We start from the raw sequence: 17,071 nt of genomic DNA, 5'->3' as shown, positions 1-17,071 counted from the left end.
ACTCGGCAAGGAAAAACCTTATGGTTTAACGGTTCGAGAACGTCTGTTGCGCGGATGCGACAGCGTTCGCCGACCATCCCCATTGTTCCGTTGGTTCGAAACACGATCGGCGTGCTTGCGCCGGGGCGCCCGGCGGCTCATGTCGGGGAGATGCCGATATCCGCTACCTACCGCCCCGATCCGGTCTTCATGCGCCTTGGCCCGGAGTTCGCCGATCCGGTCGCGCCCGCCGACTTCCCCCAGACGATCCTGCGGTTCCGCAACGACCGCGCGGCGGCGAGCGTGGGGCTGGAAGGGCTGACCGACGCCGAATGGCTGGCGCATTTCGCGCGTTTCGCGCCGTTGCCGGACAATCAGCCCGGCCCGCTGGCCATGCGCTATCACGGCCATCAGTTCCGCAGCTACAACCCCGACCTGGGCGACGGGCGGGGCTTCCTGTTCGCCCAACTTAGGGAAACTCCCAGCGGACGGCTGCTGGATCTGGCCACCAAGGGCTCGGGCCAGACGCCGTGGTCGCGGGCCGGCGACGGACGGCTGACCCTGAAGGGCGGGGTGCGCGAGATCCTGGCCGCGTCGATGCTGGAGGCCCTGGGCGTTCCCACCTCGCGGGCCTTCTCCCTGGTCGAGACCGGCGAGGACCTGGTGCGCGGCGACGAGCCCAGCCCCACGCGCTCGGCCGTGCTGACCCGGCTGTCGCACAGCCACATCCGGTTCGGCACCTTCCAGCGCCAGGCCTTCCTGGAGCGGCCCGACAACCTCGCCAAGCTGGTCGACCACGCGGTCGAGACCTACTTCCCCGATGCGGCCGACGAGTCCGACCGGCCCAGGGCGCTGATGGAGCGGGTGGTCGCCGCCAGCGCCCGACTGCTGGCCCGCTGGATGGCGGCCGGCTTCGTGCACGGGGTGCTCAACACCGACAACATGGTGGTCACCGGCGAAAGCTTCGACTACGGCCCCTGGCGGTTCCTGCCCCGGAATGATCCGAACTTCACGGCCGCCTATTTCGACCATTCGGGGCTCTACAGCTTCGGCCGCCAGCCCGAGACGGTGTTCTGGAACCTGCAGCAACTGGCCGGCTGCCTGGCCCAGGTGACCGACGACGCCGGGCTGATCGCCGCCCTCAACACCTTCTCCGACCTCTATCGCGACGCCCTGCGCGCGGCGATGCTGGACCGCCTGGGGCTGAAGAGCCGCTCGGCCGAGGACGATGTCGCCCTGGTCCAGGCCGCGTTCGTGGCTTTGGCGGCGGGCGGGGCCAGCGGCGGCGAATCACTGCGCTGGGAGCCGTTCTTCTTCGACTGGTTCGGCGGCGAGGCATCGCAGGCCCGCGCCCTGGCCGGTCCGCGCGGCGACTTGTACGGACAAGAGGCGTTCCTGGACTTCCGTCGCAAGCTGGCCGGGTTCGAGACCGACCGCCCCGAACGGCTGGAAAGCCCGGTTTTCGCCCAATCCGAGCCCGAAGAGATGCTGATCGACGAGGTCGAAGCCCTGTGGGCGCCGATCGCGGAGGCGGACGACTGGTCGCCGCTGCAGGCAAAACTGCGGCGAATTGAAGCCGCTCGTGTCGCCTATGCGTTGGGAGACTGACATACGGGTGAGACATATCTGCCGCACGCTGAGCTTTTCCGACTTAGGCCCATGGTCGGCAGGAACAAACGTCAAGCTTCAGCCTTATCTGGGTTGAAGCTCGCCCTACGAACGAAGTGGCCTGTGGAGAATTTCGCATGCGTTTCTTCCAACCCGTGATGCTGGTCTGTGCGGTCGCCATGTCTTTCATCGGCGCCCTGGGCTTGCCGGGCTGCGCCCGCGCCATCAGCGAATGCCTCAGCGACAAGCACGAGATGGCTTAGGGGCCATTTTGTATCCGCTCATCCCGGCGAATGCCGGGACCCAGATGGAATGGCGCGGAAGCTGACGCCATGAGCGTCGCGTGTTTCCAATCAGCCTCCCAGCCATAGGATCTGGGTCCCGGCATTCGTCGGGATGATCGGATCTTGGGGTTTGCCTCACCCCAACCACGGCGCGCTTCCCAGTCGCTTGGCCAGGAACGCGATCAGCACCTCCACCCGGGCCGGGCGGATGGTGCTGGGCGGAGTGACCAGGTGCAGGGCGATGGGCGGCGGAGCCCAGTCGGCCAGGACCTCCTCCAGCAGGCCCGCCTTGACGTCGCCCCTGGCCAGGAAGTCAGGCTGCATGGCCAGGCCCAGGCCCGCCAGCAGCGACGGCCGCAGGATGTCGGCGTTGTTGACCCGCAGGGGCGAGGGCACGCTGACGGCGTATTGTCCGTGGTCGGCATGCTGGAACCGCCAGACGTCCTTGGACCGGCTGCCCGTGTAGAACAGGCCGCGATGGGCGGTCAGGTCCTTGGGGTGGCTGGGCCGGCCGTGCCTGTCGAAATAGGCCGGCGAGCCGACCAGCATCACCCGCACCGGGCACAGTCGCCGGGCCAGCAGGCTGGAGTCCTCCAGGGCCGAGATCCGCAGGGCCAGATCGAAGCCGTCCTCGACGATGTCGACCAGCTGGTCCGACAGCGACAGTTCGACCGACACCTCGGGATACAGCGCGAAGAACTCCGGCAGGGCCGGGCCCAGATGGGCGATGCCGAACGACATCGGGGCGGCCACCCGCACCAGGCCGCGCGGCGTGGCCGACTGGGCCGAGGCCTCGGCCTCCAGCGCCTCGCCCTCCTGCAGGATGTGGCTGGCCCGGTGCAGCGAGGCCCGGCCCGCCTCGGTCAGCGACAGCCGCCTGGAGGTCCGGTGAAAGAGCGTCGCCCCCAGCCGCGTCTCCAGCCGGGTGACGGCCTTGGAGACCGTGGCCTTCGACAGGTTCAGCTGCTGGGCCGCCCCGACGAACGAGCCGGTCTCGGCCACCTTGGCGAACACCGCCCAGGCCTCGAAGTCGGGGAGTTTCATTAGGTCACATTCCGAAACGATGAGTTTCGATCATTTCCATTTCAGACTGCGACGCAAGAGCCCATCTTCCCTCCAACAGAGACGGCCCCACCCCTTATTTCTCGGGGGCGCGTCTCCCGGAGACAAGACCATGATCGATGTTCGGACCTTCGACAGCCTGGGCGGCGCCAACCACGGTTGGCTGGACGCCAAGCATCACTTCTCGTTCGCCGACTACCACGACCCGCGCCGCGTCCATCACGGCGCCCTGCGGGTGTGGAACGACGACACCATCGAGGCCGGCACGGGCTTTCCGCCCCACCCGCACGCCGACATGGAGATCATCACCTATGTCCGCGAAGGCGCGATCACCCACCAGGACAACCTGGGCAACAAGGGCCGCACCGAGGCGGGCGACGTCCAGGTGATGAGCGCCGGCACCGGCATCCGCCACTCGGAGTACAATCTGGAAAGCACCGCGACCAAGATCTTCCAGATCTGGATCATCCCGAACAAGCGCGGCGAGGGTCCGGCCTGGGGCGCCAAGCCGTTCCCCAAGGGCGACCGCAGCGGCAAGTTCGTGGCCCTGGCCAGCGGCTTCGAGGGCGACACCGACGCCCTGCCGATCCGCACCGACGCCCGCGTCCTGGGCGCCACGCTGAAGGCGGGTGAAACGACCGAGTACGCGATCGGCGCCGACCGCAAGGGCTACCTGGTGCCGTCGACCGGCAAGGTCGAGGTCAACGGCGTGACCCTGAACACCCGCGACGGCGCGGCCATCCAAGACGAGGCCGTCATCCGCGTGAAAGCGTTGGAAGACGCCGAGCTGGTGCTCGTCGACGCCGCCTAGTCACCACACCCGAAGGGGACAGGCGCATGCGCCTGTCCCCAGCCCATCCCGACTTCACCCCCCCCCCCCACTCATCAGGAGGCCGTCATGGCCAAGGTTCTCGTTCTCTACTACTCCGCCTACGGCCACATCGAGACGATGGCCAACGCCGTCGCCGAGGGCGCCCGCGCCGCCGGCGCCACGGTCGACGTCAAGCGCGTGCCCGAGCTGGTGCCGCAAGAGGTCGCGGTGAAGTCGCACTTCAAGCTGGACCAGGCCGCGCCGGTCGCCACGATCGCCGAACTGGAAAACTACGACGCCATCATCGTCGGCACGGGCACCCGCTTTGGCCGCATGAGCTCGCAGATGGCCAACTTCCTCGACCAGGCCGGCGGCCTGTGGGCCCGCGGCGCGCTGAACGGCAAGGTGGGCGGCGCCTTCACCTCGTCGGCCACCCAGCACGGCGGCAACGAGACCACCCTGTTCTCGATCATCACCAACCTGCTGCACTTCGGCATGACCATCGTCGGCCTGCCCTACAGCCACCAGGGCCAGATGACCCTGGAGGAAATCGTCGGCGGCGCGCCCTACGGCGCCACCACGATCGCCGGCGCCGACGGTTCGCGTCAGCCCAGCCAGCTGGAACTGGACGGCGCCCGCCACCAGGGCGAGTTGGTCGCCAAGACCGCGGCCAAGCTGTTCGGCTAAGCCAGGCCAGGGTCGGATCGTCCAAGACGGGCGGTCCGTCCGGGAGCTGGTTTTCCCCGGCCTTCCATCGCGTCGCCCCCCGTCTGTAGACGCCCTGGAAGGCCCCGCGGCCGGTTCATCCTCCCCCGCGGGAACCGACCGCCGAAGGCCGGCTGGCTCTCCCCCGGAGCCAGCCGGCCTTCGTTTGCCCGCAAAGCGGCGCCCGGCGCGGCGCTAACCAAGGCGGCGCGAAAACACTACCGGCGACGGTTGTTTTCTGCCTTCATGAGCCGGGGGGCTTTTTGATCGCCGCGCCGTGGAAACGGCGCGCTGGCCAGGAGGCGTGGGATATGTCGCTGCTCGACTGGCTGCTCAATCCTTCGGGGCTGACGCCCCACGGCTTCTGTCTCAGTTGGGCCCCCGGCCTGGTGGCGCTGCACGCCGGATCCGACGTGGTCATCGGCCTGGCCTACCTCTCCATCCCCCTGGCCATCGCCGCCTTCATCAAGCGCCGTCCCGATATCCAGTACAGCTGGGTGGCCTATCTGTTCGTGGCCTTCATCCTGGCCTGCGGCACCACCCACCTGATGGCCATCCTCACGCTGTGGGTGCCCGCCTATGGGGTCGAGGGGCTGATCAAGCTGGTCACGGCCATCCTGTCGATCGCCACGGCGGCCATCCTGTGGCCCCTGCTGCCCAAGCTGGCCGCCCTGCCGTCCGCCGCCGAGCTGGAGCGCCGGGTCGAGGCGCGCACGGCCGAGCTGACCGCCGCCCTGGAGCAGCGCGACCTGCTGCTGCGCGAGGTCTATCACCGCGTGAAGAACAACCTGCAGATGGTCGACAGCCTGCTGGTGATGCAGACGCGCCAGATGCCCGACCCCGAGGCCAAGAAGGCCCTGCGCGGCCTGCGCGACCGGATCTACGCCCTGGGCCTGGTGCACCAGCAGTTGATGGGCTCGGACGACCTGAAGACCTTCGACATCGCGCCGTTCCTGAGCGAGCTGTCGAGCAACATCGTGCACGGCGGCGGCGTCAGCGACATCGACCTGTCGGTCCAGGCCATCCCGCTGGACGTGGGCCTGGATTTCGCCATTCCGCTGGGCCTGCTGGTCAACGAGCTGGTGACCAACTCGCTCAAGCACGCCTTCCCGGACGGCCGGGGCGAGATCGACGTCAGCCTGAGCCGGGCGGAGAGCGGCGGCCTGCTGCTGGTCGTCGCCGACAACGGCCAGGGCTACAGCCGCGGCGACGCGGGCGAAGGTTTTGGGGGCGAGCCAGGGGTCAAGATGGCCCTGGGCTCCACCATCATCGAGGGATTGGTTGCTCAGTTGGAGGGTACGATCATGGTTCAAAGTCGACGGGGCGAGACGCGCAGCGAAATCCGCGTCGCCGAACCGGTGGCCGCATGAGCGCCGCCGCTCTCAACCGCGTGGTGCTGGTCGTCGACGACGAGTTCCTGATCGCCCAGGGCCTGTGCATGCAGGTCGAGGACATGGAGATGGAGGTGTGCGGCACGGCCACCACCGCCGACGAGGCCCTGGCCCTGGCCATGATGCACAAGCCCGAGGTGGTGCTGATGGACGTGCGGCTGCGCGGCGAGAAGGACGGCGTCGACGCCGCCCTGGCCATCCACGCCACGGTCGGCTCCAAGGTGATCTTCATCACCGGCTCGCGCGAACCCACCACGATCGACCGGATCTACGAGGACCACCCGACCGACGTGCTGTTCAAGCCGGTGTCGGACCGGCAGCTGCGAGGCGCCATCGGGCGGGCGTTGGCGGGGTAGAAAATCCTTCTCCCCTTGCGGGAGAAGGTGTCGGCGAAGCCGACGGATGAGGGGTCTCTCAGACCTGTCCGCCGTGCGCGGTTGAACGCGCCATCGACCCCTCACCCGACCCTGCTCCGCAGGGCCACCCTCTCCCGCAAGGGGAGAGGGATCAGGACCTCACCCCGTCCCGGTCATCTTGAAGATGCCCTGGGCGTTGCCGCTGTCGAAGCGCAGGTCCAACTTTTCGACGCCCGTTTCGTCGACGAAGCGGTCGCGCGAGATGAACTCGTGGAACGAGCCCGGCACGGTCAGGGTGACCTCGCCCCCACCGTCTTTGGCGTCGGTGACGAACACGCGCTCGACCGGCTGGGCCTTGAACGCCGTCTGGCGCACGCGGCCCGAGCCGGAGACCTCGACCTTGTCCTTCACCGGACGGCCCAGGGCCTTCTGGGCGTCGGCCACAGCCTCGACGTCGGGCACCCGGTCGGTGGCGTGGTTGAAGGCCTGGCCCTCGGTGGCGATCCAGGCGGCCTCGGCCGACTCGGCGAGCAGCGCCTTGTAGTGCTCCAGCCGCGGGGCGCCGTGGGTGCGCTCGAAGGCGGAAACGACCTGGGGCAGGGCGGCGCGGGCGGCGTCCAGGTCGCACGCCCCCTCGGCGGTGAAGGCGGCCAGGGCCCGCTGGGCCTCGATGCCCAGCGCGTCGGCCGTGCTGTCGAACACCGCGTGGGCGATCACCTGGAAGGCGGGCGAGAAGCGCGTCACATGCAGCTCGCTGACGAAGAACTGTGGGATGGCCTCGGGCAGGTCGAGGTGGGCATAGGCCCGGCCGGTCATCTTCAGGCGGTCCAGCGGATAGAGGTCGGCGACGTCATAGCCCAGGGGCTCCAGGATCCGCGCGAAGGCCAGGTGTCCGGCGGGCAGGGCCCCGGTCGGGCCTTCGCCGAAGTCGATCGTGCGCAGGGCGCCGTGGTCGAACAGCACCTTGTGGCCGGCCGCGCGGCGCTCGGAGACGTAGGCCGCACCCAACGGCACCCGGCCCATGATGTCGTGGAACAGCACCGCGTTCAGGGCCATGGCGAACACGGCGCGCGAGACGGGGCCTTCGGCCTCGCCCGTCAGGGCGGGATCGAGGTCCAGCACGTCGAGGATCGTGGCGGCGGCCTTCTGGCCGACGGCCGAGGCGACGAGGGTGGAAAGGTGGCTCATGGGCAGTCCTGGAACCTTGAAATCAATTCTTGATCCGCTCATCCCGGCGAATGCCGGGACCCAGATCCTGAAGCGGTGTGTCGGGTTGGATTGGCTCAGAGTTCGAGGAACCCGCCTCAAAGCCATTCCATCTGGGTCCCGGCATTCGCCGGGATGAGCGGTTTGAATAGGGATCAGACGTCGAACGTGACCCCCTGCGCCAAAGGCAGGGTGGTCCCGTAGTTCACGGTGTTGGTGGCGCGGCGCATATAGGTCTTCCAGCTGTCGGAGCCCGCCTCGCGGCCGCCGCCGGTTTCCTTCTCGCCGCCGAACGCCCCGCCGATCTCGGCGCCCGAGGGGCCGATATTGACGTTGGCGATGCCGCAGTCGCTGCCCTCGCCCGACACGAACAGCTCGGCCTCGCGGACGTTGAGCGTGAAGATCGATGACGACAGGCCCTGGGCCACGTCGTTCTGGGCGGCGATGGCGTCGGCCAGCTCGCTGTAGCGCATCACATACAAGATGGGGGCGAAGGTCTCGGACTTCACGATGTCGGCCTGGGCGTCCATCTCGACCAGGGCGGGGGCGACATAATAGGCGTCGGGTCCGGCGACCTCGACGCGGTCGCCGCCGAGCACCCGGCCGCCGGCCGCACGGGCCGCCGCCAGGGCCGACTGCATGGCGTCGAACGCGGCCTTGTCGATCAGCGGGCCGACCAGCACCCCGGCCGCGCGCGGGTCGCCGACGGGCACGCTGGGATAGGCGCTCTTCAGCCGGCCGACGAAGGCGTCATAGACGCTGTCGTGCACGAACAGCCGGCGAAGCGTGGTGCAGCGTTGGCCCGCCGTGCCCATGGCCGCGAAGGCCACGCCGCGCAGGGTCAGGTCCAGGTCGGCCGAGGGGGCGACGATGGCGGCGTTGTTGCCGCCCAGCTCCAGCAGGGCGCGGGCGAAGCGGGCGGCCAGCTTCGGGGCCACCGTCCGGCCCATGGCCGTCGAGCCGGTGGCCGAGACCAGCGGGACCTTCGGATGGTCGACCAGGGCCTCGCCCACCTCGCGGCCGCCGATCAGAAGCACGGACAGGTTGGCGGGCGCGTCCGGACCGAACCGGGCGGCGGCGCGCTCGAACAGGGCCTGGGTGGCCAGAGCCACCAGCGGGGTCTTCTCCGACGGCTTCCACACGACGCTGTCGCCGCAGACGAAGGCCAGGGCCGCGTTCCACGACCAGACGGCGACGGGGAAGTTGAAGGCGCTGATCACCCCGACCACGCCCAGCGGATGCCAGGTCTCCATCATGCGATGGGCCGGGCGCTCGGTGGCGATCGTCAGGCCGAACAGCTGGCGCGACAGGCCCACGGCATAGTCGCAGATGTCGATCATCTCCTGCACCTCGCCCAGGCCCTCGGAGACCACCTTGCCGGCCTCCAGGGTGACCAGGGCGGCGAGGTCCGTCTTGGCCGCGCGCAGCTCCTCGCCGAGCAGCCGGACCAGCTCGCCGCGACGCGGGGCGGGGACCTTGCGCCAGGCCAGGTAGGCGTCGTGGGCGGCGTCGATGGCGGCCTTGGCCTGGGCGGGGCTGTGCTCGGCCAGGCTGGCCAGGACCTCGCCGGTGACCGGCGAGCGCGCGGCCAGGGCCCCGCCGTCGAGGGCGGTGGCGACGCCCAGGCGTTCGAGGATGGCGCGGGCTTCGGCGACGGCGGAGGGCAGGGTGGTCATGGGGCAGTCCTGGAAACTTGGAATTTCGATCTGGCAGGGCTCATAGCTCAATTGGCCCTCGGCGGTCCCAGCCGAACCGCCACCGAGCCCGTCCCGAACACCGCCGCCACCGCCGCGCTGTAGTCCTGGACCAGCCGAGGCGTGAAGCGGTCGTAGGCGTCCTGGAACGCCCGGCCCAGGCCGTGCTCGCCGCTGAAGCTGGCGTCGAAGCCATCGACCGCCAGGCTCAGCACCGCGTCGCGCAGGGCCGCCTTGCGCTCCGCGTCAGCCGGCCCGACCAGGTTGAAGTGCACCCCGCCGTCGGCCACGTGGCCGAAGTCGCACAGGGCGAAGTCGGGGAAGTCGGCCTCCAGCATCAGCACGGCCTCGCGGCGGAAGCGGGCAAGGTCGCGGCGGCGGAACGACAGGTCGAAGCCGACCACCGGCCCGCTGGCCCGCAGGCCTTCCGACAGCGAATGGCGCAGGGCCCACATCTTCTCGACCGGCCCGAACAGGGCGTCGACCAGCGGGCTGTCGCCCCGTTCCAGCAGGTCGCCGGCGATCTGCTGCAGCACCTCGTCCAGGCTGGCCTCGCCCTCGCGCGGCGCCCAGGCGCGGGTCAGCTCGACCAGCACGGCGTAGTCGGGAACGCCGCCGGCGAACGGATTGGCCAGCGACGGCACGTGGTCGATGGCCCGGGTCATGGCGGCCCGCGACATGCCCTCGAAGGCGGTCAGGGTCGAGCCGGCCCCGATCTCGAACGCCTGCAGCAACGGCAAGACGGCGTCGATGTCGCGCGGGATCAGCAGGGCGGCGGCGGTCTGGCGCGGGCGGTGGTGGACCTCGACGGTCACCCCCGTGATGACCCCGAACGCCCCGCAGCCGCCGACGAACAGCTGGCGCAGGGCGACGGCGGCGTTGTCCTTGCGCAGGCCGTGCGACAGCGTCAGCTGAGTGCCCGCCGCGTCGGCCAGCACCACTTCCAGGCCCAGAACGTGCCGGCGCATGTCGCCATAGCGCAGGAACCGCGCCCCGCCGGTGTTGGTGGCCGCCATGCCGCCCAGGGTGGGATCGGCGCCCAGGTCGATGGGCAGGAACAGGCCGTGCGGCTCCAGCGCCGCGTTCAGGGCCGACAGCCGCACGCCGGCGCCGACCGCGGCCGTGCGGTCCTCGGCGTCGATCTCCAGCGGCGCGGTCAAGCGGTCCAGCGACAACACGAGGTGGGTTCCGCTCGCGTCCGGGGTCGAGCCCTCGGCCAGGCCGGTGTTGGCGCCCTGGGGCGTGAACTTCAGGCCGTTGCGCACGCAGTAGCCGACCACGGCCGAGACCTGGGCCGTCGTGGCCGGGCGCACCACCGCCGCCGCCACGCCGCCGGCGTAGCGGGCCGGGGTCTCGTAGGCGGCGCGGTCGGCCGCTTCGACGATCAGGCCATTGGGACCGACGATCGCGGCGAGGGCCTCTTGGTGGGCGTTGTCCAGCACGAGCGGTGAAAACTCCAGGGGCGGACATCATCCCCGCCGTTTCGTCGAATCCTAGTGGCGGTATCGTCGGTTCGCCGTCTAAGTTTCGGCGAAATGTAGGGATGCGTCGACGAAATGCCTATCGACCCCATCGATCAAAAGCTGATCGCCGCGCTGAAGGACAACGGCCGGGCCTCGACCGCCGACCTGGCCCGGCGGGTGGGCCGCTCGCGCACCACGGTGCAGAGCCGGATCGAGCGGCTGGAGCGCGACGGGGTGATCCTGGGCTACGGCGCGCGCCTGGCGCCGGACCTCGAGCACGGGGCGGTGCGGGTGCACGTGATGATCAAGATCGGCCCCAAGGAGGCCCGCGCCGTCGAGGCCGCCCTGCGCGCCATCCCCCAGGTGCGGCTGCTGCACTCGGTCAGCGGCGACTACGACATGATCGCCTTCGCCGCCACGGCCACCGTCGCCGAGATGGACGAGGTGCTGGACAGGATCGGCCACGTGGCGGGCGTGGAGCGCACGACGTCGTCAATCATCCTGTCGACCAAGTTCGACCGCTGACTCCGGCTTGCGCGCGGGCCCGGCGGCGATGGAAGATCGCCGGCGTGCCCAGTTCCCTTTTGCGTGACGTCCCGCCAGATCAAAAGGAGAAGCCATGCCCAAGAAGTATACGGCCCAGTGCGCCTGCGGCGCCGTGAAGTTCCAGTTCGACACCGACCCGTCCTTCATCGCCAACTGCCATTGCAACGACTGCAAGCGGGCTTCGGGCGGCGAGATGGCGACCTTCTTCGGCGTGCCGGCCGACGACTTCGAACTGCTCAGCGGCCAGCCCAAGGCGTTCCACTACGTCGCCAATTCCGGCAAGGGGCTGGACCGGAAGTTCTGCCCGGAGTGCGGCTCGCGGGTTTTCACCGACAATCTGGAGACGTTTCCGGGAACGGTCTTCGTCCAGCTGGGCAGCCTGGATCGGCCGGACCTGATCGCGCCGATGCTGGAGATGTTCGACATGCGCCGGCTGCACTGGGTCAAGCCGCTGGACCTGCCGCAGTTCGACGCCATGCCGGGCTAAGGGGGCCTACTCCGCCTCCAGGCGCGCGCGGATGTCCCGATAGGCCGCGGCGATCAGGGCGTTCAGCGCCTCGGCGTCGACAGGCCGGCCCCAGCGGACCTTGACGTGCCGCATGCGCTTGCCCGCGCCCTCCAGCAGGCCGGCCGGGTCGTCCATCGCCGCGCCGTGGAAGAAGCCGATGTTCACGTGGGCGCTGAACGCGTCGACATAGGCGAACGCCGCGCCGCCGACGCAGGCGGTGGGACGGCCGTCGTGCAGCAGCACTTCGACGTCCGGCCCGCTGGCGCGCAGGGCCTCGAACCACGGCTGGGCCAGCCGCCGCAGGTCGTGCTCGGGCGCCGCGAACCAGGCGTCGACGCCGGGGTCTTTCCGCGTCGCGCCGGAAAGCCGGAAGAGCTCGGTCATGCGGGCAGGGCGCCAGACGTTCGTCCGGTTGTCCAGGCCCCCGTTCGTCCAGGCCCCCGTTCGTCTAGGCCCCCATTCGTCTAGGCCGAAGCGCGTTCGACCAGATGATAGGTCTCCAAGACGTCGACGGGCGCGACCGGTTCGGGACCTCGCCGCAGGGCGTCGAGCAGGAGGTCGAGGGCCCGGGCGGTCATCCGGTCGATCGGCTGGCGCACCGTGGTCAGGGGCGGCCAGACGCGAGTGGCCAGCAGGGTGTCGTCGAAGCCGGTCACGGCCAGGTCGCGGGGCAGGGCCAGGCCGCGCCGGTGCGCGGTCCACAGGGCGGCGGCGGCCATGTCGTCATTGGCCGCCACGATGGCGTCCGGCGGCTCGGCCAGGTCCAGCAGCCGTTCGGTGGCCTCCAGTCCCGACTCGAAGGTGAAGCGGCCCTCGATGACGTGGTCGTCGGCCAGGGGCAGGCCGTGCGCCGCCAGCGCCTCGCGGCAGCCCTCCAGGCGCTCGACGCCGTCGGAATGATCCTGGGGACCGGCGATGACCGCGATGCGCCGCCGGCCCCTGGCGATCAGCAGCTCGGTGACGGCCCGGGAAGCGGCGCGGTTGTCGATGCGGACGGTGAACATGTCGGGCAGGGGCGCGGCCGTGGCGATCGCGGCGGTGGCCAGGCCCAGGGCCTGGAAGGCGGGCGAGCCGCTGAGCGCCAGGTCGAACGGCGGCAGCAGCAGCAGGGCGTCCGCGCCGGAGGCCTGCAGCGCGCGGGCGACGTCCAACGCATCCTCGGGCGAGGCGGCCTTGCGGGCGATCAGCTGCAGGCCCCGCTCGGCGCTGGCCACGGCGGCGGCGGCCAGGACGGCGTCGATGAACATGCTGTCGACGCCGGCGTACAGCAGGCCGATCCGGGCGGGCGTGGCGCCGACCAGCCGTCGCGCGGCCGAGTTGGGCACGTAGCCCAGCGCCTCGATGGCGGCGAGCACGCGCTCGCGGGTGTCGCGGCTGAACTTGCCGGTGTTGTTGAAGACGTTCGACACGGTCATGGCCGAGACGCCGGCCCGGGCGGCCACCGCCTTGATCGTGACCTTGCCGCCGTCGCGGGACCGTCCGGGGCGCTGGATCGTCGTGGCCTTTCCCGCTCGAACGGCGCCTGAAACGGTCCTGGAAACAGGCTCTGAAACAGACTTGAGGTTTAACGATAAACCAAGCAACGCTTCAGCGCGACTCCCCTTCGGTCGCGTCCATGAAACGGACCAAGACCGCGCATGACCTCGTCCGCCGCAGCGACCTCGACCGACGCGACTGCCCCGTCAAAGAACCACTACGTCATCCTGGACGGCCTGCGCGGCGTCGCCGCGCTGATGGTGGTGGTCTTCCACCTGTTCGAGGCCTATTCCGGCGGCAGTCCCCACAAGCAGATCATCAACCACGGCTACATGGCGGTGGATTTCTTCTTCCTGCTGTCGGGCTTCGTGATCGCCTACGCCTATGACGACCGCTGGGCGGGCATGGGCCGGTGGGAATTCTACAAGCGCCGGCTGGTGCGGCTGCAGCCGATGATCATCGTGGGCGGCCTGATCGGCGCGGCGCTGCTGGGCTTCCAGCACTATTCGCTGTTCCCCAAGCTGCAGACGGTCGCGGCCTGGCAGGTCATCGGCGTGCTGCTGCTGGGCTTCGTGATGATCCCGCTGCGGCCGTCGGCCGAGATCCGCGGCTGGGGCGAGATCTATCCGCTGAACGGGCCGCAATGGTCGCTGTTCTACGAGTACATCGCCAACATCCTCTACGCCGTGGGCCTGCGGAAGCTGTCGAACCGCGCGCTGGGCGTGCTGGTGGCGCTGGCGGGCCTGGCCATGGTCCATCTGCTGGTGTTCGGCGCGCGCGGCGACCTGATCGGCGGCTGGGCGCTGGACGCCAACGGCGTCCGCATCGGCCTGACGCGGGTGATGTTCCCGTTCTTCGCGGGCGTGCTGCTGATGCGGCTGGGCAAGCGGATCAAGGTCAAGAACGCCTTCGCCGTCTGCAGCTTGCTGCTGATCGCGGCCTTGGCGTTGCCTCGGTTCGGCGGCAAGGCGCTGTGGATCAACGGCCTCTACGAAGCCGCCTGCGTGATCCTGCTGTTCCCGCTGATCGTGGCCATCGGCGCCGGCGAGAAGAACGCGGACGGCGCGTCGGTGCGGATCGCCCGGTTCTTCGGCGACCTGTCGTATCCGCTCTACATCACCCACTATCCGCTGATCTACATCTACACCGGCTGGGTCGTGGACAAGAAGGTCCCGCCGGCCCAGGGCGCGCTGGTCGGCGCCGTGGTGTTCGTGGCCGCCGTCACGATCGCCTATGCCTGCCTGAAGCTCTATGACGAGCCCGCGCGGCGCTGGCTGGCCGGCAAGCTCCTGCGGCGCGCGGCGCGCGGATAAGGTGTTCCGGCGCCGTTAGTCAGGTCTGCGCTGGATGGCTTCGGCGATCCGCCGACGGTCAGACTCAGGGCGGGCGCGCGAGCTTGGTCGCGCGCCACGACCCGTGGAGCGCGCCCATCTCGATCTTCCTGGAAGCCCTGGTCCTGACGATCGGCGCGCTGTTCCCGATCATGAACCCGTTCAGCACCGCGCCGCTGTACGTGTCGCTGACGGCGGGCTTTGACGCGAAGAAGCGCAAGCAGCAGGCGGTGCGCGCCTGCATCTACGCCTTCGCCATCCTGGCCACCTTCCTGGTTCTGGGCTCGGCGATCGTCGAGTTCTTCGGCATCTCGATCCCGGGGATTCGAGCGGCCGGCGGGCTGATCATCCTCAGCGTCGGGTTCGGCATGCTGTTCCCGCGTCCGGCCCCGCCGACGCCGGAAAGCGTCGCCGACCAGAGCCAGCGGCAGGAGCTGGACGTCGCCTTCACCCCGCTGGCCATGCCCAGCCTGGCCGGGCCGGGGTCGATCTCGGTGGTGCTCAGCGCCGCGGCCCAGATCCGCAGTAACTACCCGCACAATTGGGAGATCATCTATGTCGGCGTGATCCTGGGCATGGCGGTGACCCTGGTCATTGCCTTCGTGATCCTGCGGGCCGCCGAGATGATGGTCCGCTTCCTGGGCAAGGGCGGCATGGACGCCATGACCCGCATCTTCGGCTTCCTGCTGATCTGCATCGGCATGCAGTTCCTGCTCACCGGCGTCGGCGACTTCTTCGGCTGGCGGCACGGCTGAGGGCGGCTTCCAGGCGAGTCGAACACCGTTCCGCCGGCTTGACTCGTCCATTGACTGTGTGTCACACAGTGTATGCCACACACCAAGTGGCGCACACCATGTGACGTACACCATGCCGCAAGACGCCGACATTTTCGAAACCCTGCGCCAGGAGCTTCGGCGCGGGACCCTGATCCTGGCCGTCCTGGCCCAGCTGAAGGTCGAGCGCTACGGCTACAGCCTGCGCCAGGCCCTGGCCGAGGTGGGCCTGGAGATCGACGAAGGCGCCCTCTACCCGATGCTGCGGCGCCTGGAGAGCCAGGGTCTGCTGACCAGCGAATGGCGCGAGGAAGACAAGCGTAAGAAGCGTTTTTATCGCCTGTCGTCCGAGGGCGAGGCCGTGCTGGCCCGCCTGTCCGCCGAGTGGCGGGCGATGAACGACACCCTGCAAAACCTGATCTGAAGAGGGAGCCAGTCTGATGGACCTGCTCGATCGCTACCTGGCCGCCGTCGCGGCCCTGCTGCCCAAGTCCCAGCGTGAAGACATCGTCGCCGAGCTGCGCGACACCCTGCTCAACCAGATGGAGGAGAAGGAAGCCGAACTGGGCCGCCCGCTGAACGCCAAGGAGCGCGAGGCCGTGCTCAAGGCGTTCGGCCATCCGATCGCCGTGGCGGGCCGTTTCGGGACCACCCGATCGCTGATCGGACCCGAGATCTATCCGTTCTACATCTTCGGGGTGAAGGTGCTGCTGGTGGTGGCGGCCGTGGTCTCGCTGATCCCGCTCGTCATCTCGACGATCACCGACCCCGGCTCCGCCGCCGATCCGGCGCGCTTCCTGTCCAGCTTCATCAACAGCGGCTTGACGATGATCGGCGTCGCCACGGTGCTGGGGGTGGCGTTCGAGCGCGGCTGGATCCCGCGCACCGGCTTCACGGACTGGAAGGTCGCCGACCTGCCGATCCTGGATGACCTGGGTCTGGGCCTGGGCAAGCAGGGTCTGGGCAAGAAGGGCCTGTTCCCCACGAAGGGGCCGCTGGAGCGACGGTTCGAGGCCCTGCTGGAGGCGATCCTGACGGCGCTGTTCATCCTGTGGTGGACGGGCCTGGTCCAGGCGCCCTGGTCCAATCACATCACGGGCAGCGACATGGCCCTGCGGCCGGGTCCGGTCTGGGCGACGCTGTACTGGCCGATCCTGGCCATGGCGGGCCTGCAGCTGGTGTCGAGCCTGGTCGGTCTGCTGCGTCCGGCCTGGGTGCGGGCGCGGGCGGCGCTGGAGGTGGCCGGCAGCGTGGCGGGCCTGGCGCTGGCCACGGTCCTGCTGCAGGCCGGGCGGCTGATCGTGGTCGCGTCCGAAGGGGCCAGGGGCGCCGACGCAGAAGCGATCGCCGGCCTGCAGCAGGCCCTGGACCTCAGCTTCCACCTGACCACGGTCGTGATGATCGTCGTGTTCGTGGTTAAGATCGCGATCGATCTCTGGCGCCTGTTTCGGGGCGCCAGACCCTCGGTCGCGGCCCCTGTCTAGAGCGGCAGTCTAGGGAAAATCCCTATTTCGAGACCTTGTCGACCACGGCCCCGGCGCCGGCCCCCACGACCGCGCCGACGGGGCCGGCGACCACCGCTCCGGCGATCGCGCCGGTGGCCGCGCGCTGCTCCATGTTGTGTCCGCAGGCCGTCACCGTTAACGCCGTCGCAACCCATAGCGGGACCCAGCGTAGAGCAGACATATGTCCTCCGAGACAATTACACGATCCCGCTAGAGTAACGGCATCACGCCCGTGGGGTTCCGTTGAGAGCGACCCGACGGAACTCTATCCCAAGAGGTGAATATTCGCTCCGAAAGGGAAAAACGGGACTGTCGCGTTTTTTCGTTAGAATCAAAGAATTAACCATTCGATCTGTCGCGCGGGCGACCAAAA

The 17,071-nt window shown here is 69.2% G+C and carries 18 protein-coding genes; 12 read left to right on the top strand and 6 right to left on the bottom strand.

Features of this window, described 5'->3' with window-relative positions:
- The first annotated feature begins 150 nt into the window (after positions 1-150).
- Positions 151-1,587 (top strand): protein adenylyltransferase SelO, encoded by a 1,437-nt coding sequence (locus AC1DMQ_RS08815; protein WP_477033179.1) that lies wholly within the window; start codon positions 151-153, stop codon positions 1,585-1,587.
- 137 nt (positions 1,588-1,724) lie between these two features.
- On the top strand, positions 1,725-1,850 hold the full coding sequence (locus AC1DMQ_RS08810; RefSeq protein ID WP_477033178.1) for a hypothetical protein: 126 nt from the start codon (positions 1,725-1,727) through the stop codon (positions 1,848-1,850).
- Positions 1,851-2,006: 156 nt separating this feature from the next.
- Here the strand turns inward: AC1DMQ_RS08810 and AC1DMQ_RS08805 are convergent, their stop codons facing one another.
- Entirely contained in the window at positions 2,007-2,915 is a 909-nt protein-coding gene (locus AC1DMQ_RS08805; protein ID WP_477033177.1) for a LysR family transcriptional regulator, read from the bottom strand.
- A gap of 130 nt (positions 2,916-3,045) precedes the next feature.
- Between AC1DMQ_RS08805 and AC1DMQ_RS08800 the strand changes: the two genes are divergently transcribed.
- The 4 genes from AC1DMQ_RS08800 to AC1DMQ_RS08785 all read left to right on the top strand — a co-directional run bounded on the left by AC1DMQ_RS08800 (position 3,046) and on the right by AC1DMQ_RS08785 (position 6,196).
- The gene (locus tag AC1DMQ_RS08800) at positions 3,046-3,744 is read left to right on the top strand and encodes a pirin family protein (protein WP_477033176.1); all 699 of its coding nucleotides are present in this window, start codon (positions 3,046-3,048) and stop codon (positions 3,742-3,744) included.
- Between the two features lie 87 nt (positions 3,745-3,831).
- A complete protein-coding gene (gene wrbA / locus AC1DMQ_RS08795) occupies positions 3,832-4,431 on the top strand; it encodes an NAD(P)H:quinone oxidoreductase (protein ID WP_477033175.1) in 600 nt (199 codons plus the stop codon).
- Between the two features lie 329 nt (positions 4,432-4,760).
- Complete coding sequence (locus tag AC1DMQ_RS08790) at positions 4,761-5,819, top strand: sensor histidine kinase (protein ID WP_477033174.1); 1,059 nt, start codon at positions 4,761-4,763, stop codon at positions 5,817-5,819.
- Positions 5,816-6,196: a response regulator gene (locus AC1DMQ_RS08785; protein ID WP_477033173.1), complete on the top strand. Its 381-nt coding sequence runs from the start codon at positions 5,816-5,818 to the stop codon at positions 6,194-6,196. Before AC1DMQ_RS08790 ends, AC1DMQ_RS08785 begins: the two co-directional genes overlap by 4 nt.
- A gap of 159 nt (positions 6,197-6,355) precedes the next feature.
- Here the strand turns inward: AC1DMQ_RS08785 and AC1DMQ_RS08780 are convergent, their stop codons facing one another.
- The 3 genes from AC1DMQ_RS08780 to AC1DMQ_RS08770 all read right to left on the bottom strand — a co-directional run bounded on the left by AC1DMQ_RS08780 (position 6,356) and on the right by AC1DMQ_RS08770 (position 10,538).
- Complete coding sequence (locus AC1DMQ_RS08780) at positions 6,356-7,384, bottom strand: 2-oxoadipate dioxygenase/decarboxylase family protein (RefSeq protein ID WP_477033172.1); 1,029 nt, start codon at positions 7,382-7,384, stop codon at positions 6,356-6,358.
- A 173-nt stretch (positions 7,385-7,557) separates the two neighbouring features.
- On the bottom strand, positions 7,558-9,078 hold the full coding sequence (gene amaB, locus AC1DMQ_RS08775; protein WP_477033171.1) for an L-piperidine-6-carboxylate dehydrogenase: 1,521 nt from the start codon (positions 9,076-9,078) through the stop codon (positions 7,558-7,560).
- Between the two features lie 47 nt (positions 9,079-9,125).
- On the bottom strand, positions 9,126-10,538 hold the full coding sequence (locus AC1DMQ_RS08770) for an FAD-binding oxidoreductase (protein ID WP_477033170.1): 1,413 nt from the start codon (positions 10,536-10,538) through the stop codon (positions 9,126-9,128).
- Positions 10,539-10,652: 114 nt separating this feature from the next.
- On the opposite strand from AC1DMQ_RS08770, the gene AC1DMQ_RS08765 reads away from it, so the two are divergent.
- Together AC1DMQ_RS08765 and AC1DMQ_RS08760 are read left to right on the top strand one after the other, a co-directional pair.
- Positions 10,653-11,084 (top strand): Lrp/AsnC family transcriptional regulator, encoded by a 432-nt coding sequence (locus AC1DMQ_RS08765; RefSeq protein ID WP_477033169.1) that lies wholly within the window; start codon positions 10,653-10,655, stop codon positions 11,082-11,084.
- A gap of 94 nt (positions 11,085-11,178) precedes the next feature.
- Positions 11,179-11,592, top strand: coding sequence for a GFA family protein (locus AC1DMQ_RS08760; RefSeq protein ID WP_477033168.1), 414 nt, complete (start codon positions 11,179-11,181; stop codon positions 11,590-11,592).
- A gap of 6 nt (positions 11,593-11,598) precedes the next feature.
- Here AC1DMQ_RS08760 and AC1DMQ_RS08755 read toward each other — a convergent pair whose 3' ends face one another.
- Positions 11,599-11,997, bottom strand: coding sequence for a DUF1801 domain-containing protein (locus AC1DMQ_RS08755; RefSeq protein WP_477033167.1), 399 nt, complete (start codon positions 11,995-11,997; stop codon positions 11,599-11,601).
- Between the two features lie 80 nt (positions 11,998-12,077).
- Positions 12,078-13,055 (bottom strand): LacI family DNA-binding transcriptional regulator, encoded by a 978-nt coding sequence (locus AC1DMQ_RS08750; RefSeq protein WP_477033166.1) that lies wholly within the window; start codon positions 13,053-13,055, stop codon positions 12,078-12,080.
- 195 nt (positions 13,056-13,250) lie between these two features.
- Here AC1DMQ_RS08750 and AC1DMQ_RS08745 point away from each other — a divergent pair, with 195 nt between their 5' ends.
- From AC1DMQ_RS08745 to AC1DMQ_RS08730, 4 genes are all read left to right on the top strand, one after another.
- Positions 13,251-14,402 (top strand): acyltransferase family protein, encoded by a 1,152-nt coding sequence (locus AC1DMQ_RS08745; RefSeq protein WP_477033165.1) that lies wholly within the window; start codon positions 13,251-13,253, stop codon positions 14,400-14,402.
- 83 nt (positions 14,403-14,485) lie between these two features.
- The gene (locus tag AC1DMQ_RS08740) at positions 14,486-15,175 is read left to right on the top strand and encodes a MarC family NAAT transporter (RefSeq protein WP_477033164.1); all 690 of its coding nucleotides are present in this window, start codon (positions 14,486-14,488) and stop codon (positions 15,173-15,175) included.
- 112 nt (positions 15,176-15,287) lie between these two features.
- Positions 15,288-15,617 carry a PadR family transcriptional regulator gene (locus AC1DMQ_RS08735; protein ID WP_029908469.1) on the top strand — a complete coding sequence of 110 codons (330 nt, stop codon included), beginning with the start codon at positions 15,288-15,290 and terminating at the stop codon, positions 15,615-15,617.
- Positions 15,618-15,633: 16 nt separating this feature from the next.
- Positions 15,634-16,677, top strand: a complete 1,044-nt coding sequence (locus AC1DMQ_RS08730; RefSeq protein WP_477033163.1) for an HAAS signaling domain-containing protein — start codon at positions 15,634-15,636, stop codon at positions 16,675-16,677.
- Positions 16,678-17,071 lie beyond the last annotated feature (394 nt).

The organism is Caulobacter sp. 05L422 (genome assembly GCF_056397765.1).
The sequence above is the reverse complement of the archived record's forward strand: the minus strand, read 5'-3'. Positions and strand labels throughout refer to the sequence as shown.

Coding starts and splice junctions, on each gene's coding strand:
- AC1DMQ_RS08745 (WP_477033165.1), top strand. CDS start 13,251: ATGACCTCGTCCGCCGCAGCGACCTCGACCGACGCGACTGCCCCGTCA.
- AC1DMQ_RS08780 (WP_477033172.1), bottom strand. CDS start 7,384: ATGAGCCACCTTTCCACCCTCGTCGCCTCGGCCGTCGGCCAGAAGGCC.
- AC1DMQ_RS08765 (WP_477033169.1), top strand. CDS start 10,653: ATGCCTATCGACCCCATCGATCAAAAGCTGATCGCCGCGCTGAAGGAC.
- AC1DMQ_RS08735 (WP_029908469.1), top strand. CDS start 15,288: ATGCCGCAAGACGCCGACATTTTCGAAACCCTGCGCCAGGAGCTTCGG.
- AC1DMQ_RS08810 (WP_477033178.1), top strand. CDS start 1,725: ATGCGTTTCTTCCAACCCGTGATGCTGGTCTGTGCGGTCGCCATGTCT.
- AC1DMQ_RS08730 (WP_477033163.1), top strand. CDS start 15,634: ATGGACCTGCTCGATCGCTACCTGGCCGCCGTCGCGGCCCTGCTGCCC.
- amaB (WP_477033171.1), bottom strand. CDS start 9,078: ATGACCACCCTGCCCTCCGCCGTCGCCGAAGCCCGCGCCATCCTCGAA.
- AC1DMQ_RS08805 (WP_477033177.1), bottom strand. CDS start 2,915: ATGAAACTCCCCGACTTCGAGGCCTGGGCGGTGTTCGCCAAGGTGGCC.
- wrbA (WP_477033175.1), top strand. CDS start 3,832: ATGGCCAAGGTTCTCGTTCTCTACTACTCCGCCTACGGCCACATCGAG.
- AC1DMQ_RS08785 (WP_477033173.1), top strand. CDS start 5,816: ATGAGCGCCGCCGCTCTCAACCGCGTGGTGCTGGTCGTCGACGACGAG.
- AC1DMQ_RS08815 (WP_477033179.1), top strand. CDS start 151: ATGCCGATATCCGCTACCTACCGCCCCGATCCGGTCTTCATGCGCCTT.
- AC1DMQ_RS08755 (WP_477033167.1), bottom strand. CDS start 11,997: ATGACCGAGCTCTTCCGGCTTTCCGGCGCGACGCGGAAAGACCCCGGC.
- AC1DMQ_RS08790 (WP_477033174.1), top strand. CDS start 4,761: ATGTCGCTGCTCGACTGGCTGCTCAATCCTTCGGGGCTGACGCCCCAC.
- AC1DMQ_RS08800 (WP_477033176.1), top strand. CDS start 3,046: ATGATCGATGTTCGGACCTTCGACAGCCTGGGCGGCGCCAACCACGGT.
- AC1DMQ_RS08760 (WP_477033168.1), top strand. CDS start 11,179: ATGCCCAAGAAGTATACGGCCCAGTGCGCCTGCGGCGCCGTGAAGTTC.